Origin of the sequence: Burkholderia sp. S-53 (genome assembly GCF_025560745.1) — a bacterium.
Lineage (GTDB): Bacteria > Pseudomonadota > Gammaproteobacteria > Burkholderiales > Burkholderiaceae > Burkholderia > Burkholderia pyrrocinia.
This window is the reverse complement of record NZ_CP090484.1, coordinates 1,709,517-1,721,304: the sequence shown is the minus strand read 5'-3', so window position 1 is coordinate 1,721,304 and position 11,788 is coordinate 1,709,517. Positions and strand designations below refer to the sequence as shown.

The following is an 11,788-nucleotide window of genomic DNA, read 5'->3' as shown; positions in this document are numbered from 1 at the left end:
TCGAAAGTTGTCGCTTGCGGTCCGGCGTCTCCGATGGCGGGAACGGGGCGGTCGGCGTCACCCACGGAATGACGCGCGCCCACCATCAGTCGCCGCCGGGTTTCAGCGATCGAAAGACCATCCAACCGGCCCCCAGCGCGATCAGCGCGAGTGCGATGGCAAATGCCGTGGCACCGGCCGCCAGGCCAAGGAAGTCGATCGCGTAGCCGGTGATGACGGGCAGCAGCCCTGCCGGCAGATAACCGCCGATGTTCATGACGGCAATGGCTTCGGCCCTGCGCGTGTCCGGCACATGCAGGCCGATGAGCGTCAGGCCGCCCAACTGCCCAAGGCCTTGCGCTACCCCCGCGAACAGCGCAGCGGCCACCAGAACGGGCGCCGACAGCACATGCACCGCGGCACACAGTGCAGCCATCGACAGTACGGTCGCCGCCGTACCTGCGACGAACAACGCACGTACCGACCAACGCCGCACGGCGAACTGAACGCCCGTTGCAGCGAGAAACATCGCGCACGCCATGCCGCCGGCGAGCAACGGACTGCGAACTTCGAGCAGACGGGCGAGTAACGAAGGCCCCAACGCAAGCACGAACGATGTTGCCGTGATGCCGGGCCCGAAAACGCCGATACCGGCCGCGACGTGCCGCCGATTCATCGCCGGGACCGACGGCAGATGCAGGCGCGCGACATGGCCGGTTGCCCTCGCCGGCCGGCCGAGGGGCAAGCGCCACGCAATGACGAGAGCACTCAGCAGCACCAGGAATTCGATACCGAACACCGGCGCGACCGGATGCGCGACCGTTTGTGCCGTGCCGCCGGCCAGCAACGGCCCGAGGCCCGCGCCGACGACCATCGCTACCGATGCGAGCAGGGCTGCCTGGCGTCGACGCTCGCCACCACCGAGGTCCGCCACCGACGCCATTCCTGCCGACACGATGACGCCGACCGAGACGCCCGTCAGCAACCGGGCAACGGCAAGTGTTGCGGTGGACGTTGCGCTTGCGAACAACGCACATGCGACCAGCGCGACAACGATGCCCGGCAGAAGCACCGGCTTGCGGCCATAACGGTCCGATAGCTGCCCGGCCACCGACAGCGTGCCCAGCAGCCCCAGGATGTACAGCGCAAAGATGACCGTCAGGGTACCGGATGAAAAACCGAGCGTGCGCTGCCAGACCACGTACAGCGGTGTCGGGGAATTGGACAGCATGAACACGGATGTGACCGTCCATGCGGCGCGCCACATGTCGGGGGAAATGTGCGCGGACGCGCGGCTGGATTGCACTGCGGCAGTATCGGACACGACGATCTTCCTTGTACGAGTTTTTTCGTACTATAGCTTAGTTCGAAAAAACTCGTACAGTGATATAGTCGTGAACATGAAACGCACGACCCACCCCGACCTGGCCGCCGCAGTCCCTGCCAACCTTCCCGATCCGCTGCCGGAACCGGCAGTGTCCGATTTGCGCCTGGACGCGATATTCGGGGCACTGGCCGACCCGTTGCGCCTGACGATCGTCCGCCGGCTGTTGCTGGAATCCGAGGCATACGACCACCCGTGCAGCTGGTTCGGTTTCAATCGCGCGAAATCGTCATTGACCCATCACTTCAAGGCGCTGCGTGAAGCGGGCGTGATTCGCCAGCGTCAATACGGGCTCGAGCGACGCAGCCGCGTGCGAACCGAGGATCTGGATTCGCGATTTCCGGGGCTGCTGCAACTGGTGATCGCATGGGAGCCGTCCGGCGACGAACAGGGCTGAGTCCGCCCGTGTCGTCTACGGGCGGATCGATGGTTTCGCCGCACACGTTGCTCGCATCGTCGGAGCCGGCGGCAGCTGACCAGCCGGCATGTCGAACGGCCGCTTTTGAGAGACCCGAGCGCCTCTTCAGCGTCGATCAGCGTCACCCACGGAAATCCGCGCCGCATGAAAAAAGCCCGCCGAAGCGGGCAACCTCACGATGCGGAGGGGGAGATGCGAGTGTGCGGGCGGCGCGCGTTCAGCCTTTCGTCGCGCCGAACGTGAGCCCCGCGACGAAATGTTTCTGCATCGCGAAGAACATCGCGACCGACGGCAGCGCGGCAAGAATCGACCCGGCTGATACGAGATTCCACGACGTCGTCCATTGCCCCTTCAGCGCCGCGACGCCCGCCGTGATCGGCGCGGCTTCGTCGCCTTGCGTGAGACACAGCGCCCAGAAGTAGTCGTTCCACACGAACGTGAACACGAGGATCGCGAGCGCCGCGAGCGCGGGCCGGATCAGCGGCAGCACGATCCGCCAGAACACCGTCCATTCGCCCGCGCCCTCGATGCGCGCGGCCTCGATCAGCTCGAACGGCAACTGCTTGATGAAGTTGCGCAGGAACAGCGTGCAGAAGCCGGTCTGGAACGCGACATGGAACAGGATCAGCGCTTCGACGGTATTGAACACGCCGAGCCGGAGCGACAGGTCGCGCACCGGGATCATCAGCACCTGCACCGGCACGAAGTTGCCGGCGACGAACGTGCCGAACAGCGCGGCATTGCCGCGAAACCGGTAGGTCGCGAGCGCGAAGCCGGCCATCGCCGCGAGCGCGATCGAGCCGAGCACGGACGGCACCGTGATCTGCACGCTGTTCCAGAAGTAATGCAGCATCGGCGACGTCGTCAGCGCGTCGCGATAGTTCTCGACCATCGCGAAGTGACGCGGCCAGCCCCAGTAGTGCCCTTCGACCAGTTCCTCGGTCGAGCGCACCGACGTGACGAACACCGCGATCATCGGCAGCAGCCAGATCAGCAGCGCGACGGGCAGCGACAGCTTGTACAGCCGGCGCGAGACGGGCTTCCATTGGGCAACGGGAGTCGGAAACATGATGGCCACCGGTCGGGTTATTGCTCGTTGCGCAGCATGCGGCGCAACTGGAACACGATGTAGACGAGCATGATCGCGAACAGCACGACCGCGATCGACGCGGAATAGCCGAGCCGGTAGTACTTGATCGCCTGGTCGTACATGTAATACGCGAGCACGGTCGAACTCTCGAACGGGCCGCCGCTCGTCATCACCGAGATCAGGTCGAAGCTGCGCAGCGCGCCGATCACCGTGACGACGATCGCCATGAAGGTGGTCGGCCGCAGTTGCGGCAGCACGACGTGCCACAGCAGCGCGAAGCCGCGCGCGCCTTCCATCCGCGCCGCTTCGATCTGTTCCGGGTTGACCGACGTGAGGCCGGTCAGGTACAGGATCATGCAGTACGCCGTTTGCGGCCACAGCGCGGCGAATACGATGCCGAGCGTCGCGTAGCGCGCATCGCCGAGCACCGGGATGCCGTGCCCGGCGAGCAGCGCGAGCAGCCCGAACGTCGGATCGTAGAACCACGAGAAGATCAGGCCGACGACCACGCCGGACAGCACGAACGGCGCGAAGAACAGCGATTTCACGAGCCGGATGCCGGCGACCGCCTGGTTCAAATACAGCGCGAGCGCGAGGCCGAGCGGCGGCGCGAGCATGAACAGCGCGAGCCAGATCACGTTGTTGCGCAACGCGGTGTAGAACGTCGGCGCGTGCAGCAGTTCGACGTAGTTCGCGAGCCCGACGAAGCTGCGCTCGGTCATCCCGTCCCAGTTGTACAGGCTCAGCCACAGCGTCGACAGGATCGGCCAGACCACATAGACGGCAACCATTGCGCAGGCGGGCGCGAGAAAGAGCCACGCGGCACGCCGTTGCCGCCGCACGGCGGGCGACGGGCGGCGCGCGGGCAACGCGGCGGCGGATGCTCCGCGCGGCGGCGGCGCGGCGCCGGCGCGCGGGGTGGACGTGATCGGACTGGACACGGCAAGCCTCCTGTACTGACGCGGCGGCACAGGGCCGCCGGCTGGGTCACGCGGTCGCTACGCGGTCACTTCTTGTAGATCCGCTTGCGGGTCTGTTCGAGCTGCGCGAGCACCGTATCGAGCTGCGCCGGATCGGCCAGGAACTGCTGCATGCCCTTCATCCCTTCGTCGGCCATTTCCTTCGTCATGTCGCGGTCGTAGAACTGCGCGACGCCGCCCCTCGTGTCGGCGAGGATCCGGAAGCCGATGCGCGAGATCGGATCGGCCGGCTCGGGCGACTTGCTGTTGGCCGACAGCGAGCCGAGGCCTTCCGCGAGCTTCGCACTCATCTCGGGGGTCTGCACGAACGCGAGGAACGTGTGCGCGTCGGTCTTGTTCTTCGCCTTCGTCGGAATATGCAGCGATTCGACCGGGCCGTCCTCGGCGGTCGGCACCTTCGGGTCGATGATCGGGAAGCGGTAGTAGCCCATTTCCTGTTTCACGTTCGGCGGGAAGCCGGCGGCGATGAAGGTGCCCATCAGCATCATCGCGGCCTTGCCCTGGAACAGGAACGGCTGCGCGCCGTCGAGATCGTAGGACAGCGCGTTGTCGATGAAGTAGCCGGCATCGATCAGCGATTTCCACGTCGTGTAGACCTTCTTCACGCGCGGGTCGGTGTACGGCACGTCGCCGGCCATCAGCTGCTGGTGGAACGCGTTGCCGTTCACGCGCAGGTCGAGATAGTCGAACCAGCCGGCGAGCGTCCACGCGTCGCGGCCGCCGACCGCGACCGGCGTGATGCCGGCCGCCTTCAGCTTCTTGCACGCATCGAGAAACTGGTCCCAGGTCTTCGGCTCGTCGGCGATGCCGACCTTGCGGAACAGGTCCTTGCGGTAGAACAGCCCCCACGAGTAATAGACGGTCGGCGCCGCGTACTGCTTGCCGTTATACGACGATGCGTCGCGCGTCGACGCATACATCGCGCCCCAGCCGTTCTTCGTCCAGTCGCCGCTCAGGTCCTCGAACAGCCCGCGCCTCGCGTAGTACGCCATCCGCTCGCCCGCGTGCCAGTTCACGACGTCGGGCGCGACGGTCGTGAGCCACGCGGGGAGCTGCACCTTGTACGCTTCCTCGTCGACGAAGGTCGCCTTCACGTCGATGTCGGGGTGCGCCTTGTGGAACGCGTCGAGCGTCGACTGCCAGACCGCGCGCTGGCTGGCGCCTTTGAACGCGATGTTGATCGTCAGCGTGCCGGCGCTCGACGGCGCGGCGGCGCCGAACGAGGCGAACGCGATGGCGGCGGCCGTTGCGAGCCGGGCGGCGGCGCGAAGGGGGCGATGTGTCATGGTTGTCTCCATTCCTGTGTGTCGTTGTGCGTGACCGGCGCGTCGCCGCGCCGGTGGCGGGTGCTACGAACGGCTTCGGTACACGGCGACGCCTTGCGGCTCGACCTGCGCGGCGCCGAGCACGAACGCCGACGGCGGCACCGCGTCGATCGTGTGCGGCGTGTCGCCATAGTTGAATACGTAGGTCAGGCCGCCGCGCCGGCTCATGCGCACGCCATCGCCGAGCGGCGTCGGCGCGAGGCCTGCTTCGGCCGCGACATCGGCGAACAGTTGTGCGGTGGTCGCGTCGTCGAACAGCGCGGCCCAGTAGTGCAGCACGCCATGCGATACGCAGGCCGGATGACCGTCGGCGAAGCGCGCACGCACGACGCTGCGCGTGTCGTCGTGCAGCTCGACGAAGTCGCGCCAGTGGCGCGCATCGCCCGCGAGCGGCGAGCCGTCGCGCAGCGTGCCGTCGATCCGTTCGGTCACGTTCGGCCGCAGCGATTCGACGCGCCACACGCGGATCGGCAGGATCGACGCGAGCGGGCCGGGCGGCAGCGCCGGCGGAATCTGCAGGTCGACGGTCTTCGAGCCGGTGCGCGGCCCGAACACGGCATGCGCGCCCGATGCGGCGAGCCGTGCCGCGAAATCGTCCGGCACGATCGGCAGCGGCGGCACGACCACGAGCCGGTAGCCGTCGAGCGGCGCGTGCACGGAGACCACGTCGACGTCGAGACCGAGCGAACGCAGCGCCGAGTAGTACTCGAATGCGAAACGCGGATAGTGGAAATCGACGCCTTGCGGCTGGACTTCGAACAGCCACTTCGCCTCGTAGTCGTAGATCAGCGCGACCGGCGCGCGCACCGGATCGTCCGCATCCGCGCCGGCGTCGTGCACGGCCGCGATCTCGCGCGCGACGCGTTGCGCCTCGCGGCCGCCTTCGTCGAGCTGGTCGTCCGGCGTGTGCAGGCCCGCATGCATCTGCTCCTGCGCGAACGGCGCCTGCCGCCAGCGGAAGTACGACACGCAGCCGGCGCCATGCGCGAACGCCTCCCAGCTCCACAGGCGCACCATGCCCGGCAGCGGCGCGGGGTTCCAGTGCGCCCAGTTCACGGGCCCCGGCTGCTGCTCCATCACCCAGAACGGCAGCTTCGACATGCCGCGATACACGTCGTGATTGAACGACGCGAAATCGGGATGGCCGGTGCGCAGCCAGCGCGCCTTCACGTCGGGCGCGAACCATTGCTCCTCGAGCGCGCCGAGCGGATAGCTGTCCCACGTCGCGATGTCGAGGTCGCGCGCGACCTCGTAGTGGTCGAACTCGGTGAACAGCTGCATGAAGTTGTGCGCCACGGGCCGGCCCGGCGAGTGCGCGCGGATCACGTCGACCTGCATCCGGTGATAGCGCGCGACCTCGTCGGACGCGAAGCGCCGGTAGTCGAGGCGATGCGACGGATGGGCTTCGGTCACGGTGCCGACGGGCGCGTCGACCTCGTCGAAATGGCGATACTCCATGCTCCAGAACACGGTGCCCCACGCGCGGTTCAGCGCGTCGATCGTGCCGTAGCGTGCCTTCAGCCATCCACGAAAACGCACGAGCGCGGCCGGCGAGTAGCTGACGACGGTCTGGTGGCAACCCAGCTCGTTGTCGGTCTGCCAGTAGCGCACGGCCGGGTGGCGGCCGTAGCGTTCGGCGACCGCCGTGCAGATCTGGCGCGACGCTTCGAGATAGGTCGGCGACGAGAAATCGTAGTGGCGGCGCGAACCGAACGCGCGCGGCCGGCCGTCGGCGCCGATCGCGAGGATGTCGGGATGACGGTCGACCAGCCATTTCGGCGGCGTGGCGGTCGGCGTGCACATCACGATCTCGAGGCCGGCCGCGCCGAGCACGTCGACCGCGCGGTCGAGCCAGCCCCAGTCGTATTCGCCCGGCGACGGCTCGATGCGGCTCCATGCAAATTCGGCGATCCGCACCTGCTCGATGCCGAGCGCTTTCATCCGGCGGGCGTCGTTCGCCCACATCGATTCCGGCCAGTGTTCCGGGTAATAGCAGACTCCGAGGCGCATACGCGATCCTTAAGCGTAGTGATGAACGTGGACGTCGGCGCACGCGGGCACCGCGCGGCCGTCTTCGGTGAACAGATGGCAGGCCGCGGCCGGCGCGTGCACGTGCACGCGTTCGCCGCTGCGCACCTGCGCGTCGCCGGGCACCTTCGCGATCAGCGGCGCGCCGCCGGGCTGGTCGAGGTGCACGTAGGTCTGTTCGCCCAGGCGTTCGACGAGCGCGACGTCGCGCACGAGCGTCGTCGCGTCGTGCGCGGCGCCGAGCGTCAGGTGCTCGGGGCGAATGCCGAGCGTCACGGTGGCGCCGGCAGCGAGCGCGGAACCGTCGCGCGGCAGCGTGAAGGTTTCGCCGGAAGGCGCGACGGTGACGGTCGTGCGGCGGGCATCGGATGCGGTGACGACGGCCGGCAGGAAGTTCATGCGCGGCGAGCCGATGAAGCCGGCGACGAAGCGGCTGGCCGGATGGTGGTAGAGGTCGAGCGGTGCGCCGACCTGCGCGATGCTGCCGTGCTGCGCGGTATCCGCGCCGGCGTGCAGCAGCACGATCCTGTCGGCGAGCGTCATCGCTTCGGTCTGATCGTGCGTCACGTAGACGACGCTCGCGCGTTCGAACTGCCGGTGCAGCCGCGCGATCTCGATGCGGGTCTGGCCGCGCAGCGCCGCGTCGAGATTCGACAGCGGTTCGTCGAACAGGAACACGCCGGGCTCGCGCACGATCGCGCGGCCGATCGCGACGCGCTGCCGCTGGCCGCCCGACAGCGCCTTCGGCTTGCGGTCGAGCAGCGTGTCGAGCTGCAGGATGCGCGCCGCATCGCGCACCTTCCGGTCGATCTCGGCTTTCGGCACGCGTGCGAGCTTCAGCCCGAACGCCATGTTCTCGTAGACGGTCATGTGCGGAAACAGCGCGTAGCTCTGGAACACCATCGCGACGCCGCGCTCGGCGGCGGGCACGTCGTCGACGCGGCGGCCGTCGATCGACAGCTCGCCCGCGCTCAGGTCCTCGAGCCCGGCAATCATGCGCAGCAGCGTCGACTTGCCGCATCCGGACGGCCCGAGAAACACGCAGAACTCGTGCGCGCCGATCTCCAGATCGACGTCGCGAATGACCGGCGCGTGATCGCCATAGGCTTTCTGCACGCGTCGCATCGAGATGCTCGCCATTGTCTCCGCTCCATGTTTTAATGCGCCATCATGTCTGATTAAGCGCTTAATCATCGCGATCAAAAAAAAGAGGCGATGCGATCGCGGCCGAGTCGCGCCCGTTGGTCGGGCGGCAGGGTGTGCGGCGATAGTGCGCCGCTTCGATGAACGAAGCAAATACTGGATCGACGTCTCATATAGTGAGCAAACCATGGCGACACTGGATGAAGTTGCACGCCGCGCCGGCGTGACGGCCGCGACCGTATCGAACGTGCTGCGCGACCGCGGCCGGGTCGGCGAAGCCACGCGCGCGCGGGTGCTGGAAGCCGTGCAGGCGCTCGGGTACCGGCCGCATCTTGCCGCTCGGGCGCTGGCGGAAGGGCGCGCGCCGACGGTTGCGCTGATGGTGTCGAGCATCGCGAACCCGTTCTATCCGGAGTTCGCGCTGGCGGTCGAGCGCGCGGTGCGCCGCAACGGGCAGTTCCTGATCGTCTGCAATACGAACGAAGATCCGCTGCAGGGGCGCGCTTATCTCGACCAGATCGCCGGCACGGTTTCCGAGGGCATCCTCGTGACCAACGCGAACCTGCACCTGCCGGATCTGCTCGACGTCGCGCGGCGCGGCGTGCCGGTCGTGCTGTGCCTGTGGGAGCGGCCCGAGGCGCCGCCCGACGGCTTGCCGTGCGTGGCCATCGATTTCCGCGAGGCGGGGCGGATCGCGACGCGGCATCTGATTGAACTCGGGCACGAGCGCATCGGCTTGATCGTTGGCGGGTCGGCGAGCGGCGTGCAGGCGCCGCGTTACGACGGCTTCGTCGACGTGATGCGCGAAGCGGGGCTCGACGCGTCGCTCGTCGCGGCCGAGCACGATTCGATCGAAGGCGGCGTGCGCGCGGCGGGCCGGCTGCTCGACACTCACCCGCAGCTGACCGCGCTGGTTGCCACCAACGACCTGCCCGCGATCGGTGCGATGCACGCGGCGGCCGATCGCGGCAGGCGCGTGCCCGACGACCTGTCGATCGTCGGCATTACCGACATCCATCTGGCAAGCGACACGCGCCCGACGCTGACGACCGTCGCGATCCCGACCGCCGAAGCCGCGGGGCTCGCGGTCGAACTGCTCAACGCGCTGCGCGAGGCGGGTGGGCGGAGCGACGATGCATCGCGCGTGCGGACTGCGTCGCTGCCGCGGCTGGTGGTGCGCGGTACGACAGGCCGCGTACCGCATGGGAGCGCGACGCGGTAGCAAGAAGAAGACACCGCGGGTGGCGGCGCCGGGTACTTCGAGTTTGCCGACATAATTGGCGCGGCGCGGCGCGGCACGGCACGGCACGGCACGGCACGGCACGGCACGGCACGGCACGGCACGGCACGGCACGGCACGGCACGGCACGGCACGGCACGGCACGGTACGGTACGGTACGGTACGGGGTACGGCGTGCGGTGTAGAAACCGGCAAACGCAGTGCCGGCCTCACCCGCCTTCGACGAGCCGCATCACGATGCTTCTGGCCGATTCGAGATGCGCGACCGTCATCGACCGCGCGGCGCGCGCGTTGCGTTCGCGGCACGCTTGCAGGATGTCCTCGTGCTCGACCTGGAACGACGGCGTATCCGCGAGCAGCGTGGCCTGCAGGCGCTCGTAGCGTTCGACCTGGCTGCGCAGTTCCCCGATCGCCTTCAACTGCCGCGCGTTGCCGCAGCACGAATACAGCAACGCGTGGAATTCGCGGTTCAATTCGCCCTGCCGGCGCGGCACGGTCGCGTCGCCGAGCAGGCGATGAACGAGTTCGGCGCGCGCGAGCGTCTCGTCGTCGAGGCGTTTCACGCTGCGGTAGATCGCGTCGCCTTCGAGCAGCGCGCGCAGATCGTAGATTTCCTGCACGTCCGACGCGCTCAGCATGCGCACGACGGCGCCGCGATTCCTGAAGATATCCAGCAGTCCTTCGCGTTCCAGGCGCTGGATCGCTTCGCGCATCGGAATCCGGCTGATGCCGAAGCGGTCGGCCAGATCGCGCTCGACGAGCCGCTCGCCGGCCTCCAGCTCGCCGTTGATGATCATGTCCCGCAGCGACGCGGCCACCGCGTCGGCGGTGGAGTCGAGTTTGGCTTCCATGGCAGCGTGTTCCTTGCTTCATTTTGGTATAATGGTATACCAAACGGCAATCCGGTGCCACAATGGCGATCACAGGCGGGCTCCGGAGAACGACGTCCGGCCCGGTCGAAGCAACCGATATCAATGGAGAGCGAGATGGCATCTGGCGAACACAAGTATCGCGTCGCAGTGCAGTGGACGGGCAACCGCGGCACCGGCACGTCGGGGTATCGCGAGTACGGCCGCGATCATGTGATTCGCGCCGGCTCGAAGCCGGACATTCCCGGTTCGTCGGACGCGGCGTTCCGCGGCGACGCATCGCGCTGGAACCCCGAAGACCTGCTGCTGGCGTCGGCCTCGGCGTGTCACAAGCTCTGGTATCTGCATCTGTGTTCCGAAGCGGGCATCCGCGTGCTCGCGTATGTGGACAACGCGGAAGGAACGATGCTCGACAGTCCCGAGCAGGGACGCTTCACCGAAATCGTGCTGCACCCGCACGTGACCATCCAGGCCGGCGACAATCGCGCGCTCGCGGAACGTCTGCATCACGATGCGCACGCGAAGTGCTATATCGCGAACTCGGTCAACTTCCCGATCCGCTGCGAACCGGTGATCGGGTTTGCCGCGGCGTGACGCGTCGGCGATGGAAACGACGATGAAGCTTTTCTACTACCCCGGCAACGCAAGCATGGCGCCGCACTTCGTGCTCGAAGAAATCGGCAAGCCGTTCGAACTCGAACTCGTCGACCGCGCGCACGATCAGCACAAGTCGCCCGACTACCTTGCGCTCAATCCGAACGGACTGATTCCGGTGCTGATCGATGGCGATCTCGTGTTGTACGAAACCGCTGCCATCTGCCTGCATCTCGCCGATACGCACCCGGAACTGCGGCTCGCCCCCGAACTCGGCACGCCGGCGCGCGCGCAGTTCTACAAATGGCTGATGTGGCTCACCAACACACTGCAGGCCACGCTGATCGCGTATTTCTATCCGGAGCGCTGGGTCGATGCGGGCAATGCGGCGGGCGCCGCGCAGGTGAAGGCGCACGCGGAGGCGAAAGTCGGCACGCTGCTGGATCAGCTCGACCATCAATTGGAAGAGAGCGGCGGACCCTGGCTGCTCGGCGCGCACTACACGGTGCTCGATCCGTATGCGCTGATGCTGTGCCGCTGGACCCGCGGCTTTGCCGAGCCGGCGCGGCAACGGCCGATCCTCGGCGGCTATCTGCAGCAGGTGCTCGCGCGCCCGGCGATCCAGCGTGCGCTGCAGACCGAAGGACTCGCGCAGCCCTGGGTGTAACGCGCGACAGACGCTGCATGCCCGTCATTCGACGGGCATGCGTGCCGGGCGATTCGCCAACGCCCCGACCG

11 protein-coding genes are annotated in these 11,788 nt (G+C 67.5%); 4 read left to right on the top strand and 7 right to left on the bottom strand.

The features are described 5' to 3' along the window. Window positions 1-85: 85 nt before the first annotated feature. Window positions 86-1,210 (bottom strand): MFS transporter, encoded by a 1,125-nt coding sequence (locus LXM88_RS29825; RefSeq protein ID WP_262546981.1) that lies wholly within the window; start codon window positions 1,208-1,210, stop codon window positions 86-88. Here LXM88_RS29825 and LXM88_RS29820 point away from each other — a divergent pair. Continuing rightward, the gene (locus LXM88_RS29820) at window positions 1,209-1,760 is read left to right on the top strand and encodes an ArsR/SmtB family transcription factor (protein WP_262542933.1); all 552 of its coding nucleotides are present in this window, start codon (window positions 1,209-1,211) and stop codon (window positions 1,758-1,760) included. The two genes, LXM88_RS29825 and LXM88_RS29820, sit on opposite strands and share 2 nt — an antisense overlap. 238 nt (window positions 1,761-1,998) lie before the next feature. On the opposite strand, the gene LXM88_RS29815 is transcribed toward LXM88_RS29820, so the two are convergent. The 5 genes from LXM88_RS29815 to LXM88_RS29795 all read right to left on the bottom strand — a co-directional run bounded on the left by LXM88_RS29815 (window position 1,999) and on the right by LXM88_RS29795 (window position 8,344). Next, window positions 1,999-2,850, bottom strand: a complete 852-nt coding sequence (locus LXM88_RS29815; RefSeq protein WP_065503326.1) for a carbohydrate ABC transporter permease — start codon at window positions 2,848-2,850, stop codon at window positions 1,999-2,001. A gap of 17 nt (window positions 2,851-2,867) precedes the next feature. Further along, window positions 2,868-3,812 (bottom strand): carbohydrate ABC transporter permease, encoded by a 945-nt coding sequence (locus tag LXM88_RS29810; RefSeq protein ID WP_262542932.1) that lies wholly within the window; start codon window positions 3,810-3,812, stop codon window positions 2,868-2,870. A 65-nt stretch (window positions 3,813-3,877) separates the two neighbouring features. Beyond that, window positions 3,878-5,137: an ABC transporter substrate-binding protein gene (locus LXM88_RS29805; RefSeq protein WP_262542930.1), complete on the bottom strand. Its 1,260-nt coding sequence runs from the start codon at window positions 5,135-5,137 to the stop codon at window positions 3,878-3,880. Window positions 5,138-5,200: 63 nt separating this feature from the next. Next, complete coding sequence (locus tag LXM88_RS29800; protein WP_262542929.1) at window positions 5,201-7,186, bottom strand: beta-galactosidase; 1,986 nt, start codon at window positions 7,184-7,186, stop codon at window positions 5,201-5,203. A gap of 9 nt (window positions 7,187-7,195) precedes the next feature. Continuing rightward, window positions 7,196-8,344 carry an ABC transporter ATP-binding protein gene (locus tag LXM88_RS29795; RefSeq protein ID WP_262542927.1) on the bottom strand — a complete coding sequence of 383 codons (1,149 nt, stop codon included), beginning with the start codon at window positions 8,342-8,344 and terminating at the stop codon, window positions 7,196-7,198. Between the two features lie 190 nt (window positions 8,345-8,534). Here LXM88_RS29795 and LXM88_RS29790 point away from each other — a divergent pair, with 190 nt between their 5' ends. Next, window positions 8,535-9,569 carry a LacI family DNA-binding transcriptional regulator gene (locus tag LXM88_RS29790; protein ID WP_262542926.1) on the top strand — a complete coding sequence of 345 codons (1,035 nt, stop codon included), beginning with the start codon at window positions 8,535-8,537 and terminating at the stop codon, window positions 9,567-9,569. A 227-nt stretch (window positions 9,570-9,796) separates the two neighbouring features. Here LXM88_RS29790 and LXM88_RS29785 read toward each other — a convergent pair whose 3' ends face one another. After that, entirely contained in the window at window positions 9,797-10,438 is a 642-nt protein-coding gene (locus LXM88_RS29785; protein WP_262542925.1) for a GntR family transcriptional regulator, read from the bottom strand. A gap of 135 nt (window positions 10,439-10,573) precedes the next feature. Here LXM88_RS29785 and LXM88_RS29780 point away from each other — a divergent pair, with 135 nt between their 5' ends. Then, window positions 10,574-11,050 (top strand): OsmC family protein, encoded by a 477-nt coding sequence (locus LXM88_RS29780; RefSeq protein WP_262542924.1) that lies wholly within the window; start codon window positions 10,574-10,576, stop codon window positions 11,048-11,050. Between the two features lie 22 nt (window positions 11,051-11,072). Further along, window positions 11,073-11,717, top strand: coding sequence for a glutathione S-transferase family protein (locus tag LXM88_RS29775; RefSeq protein WP_262542923.1), 645 nt, complete (start codon window positions 11,073-11,075; stop codon window positions 11,715-11,717). The last annotated feature ends 71 nt before the right edge of the window (window positions 11,718-11,788 follow it).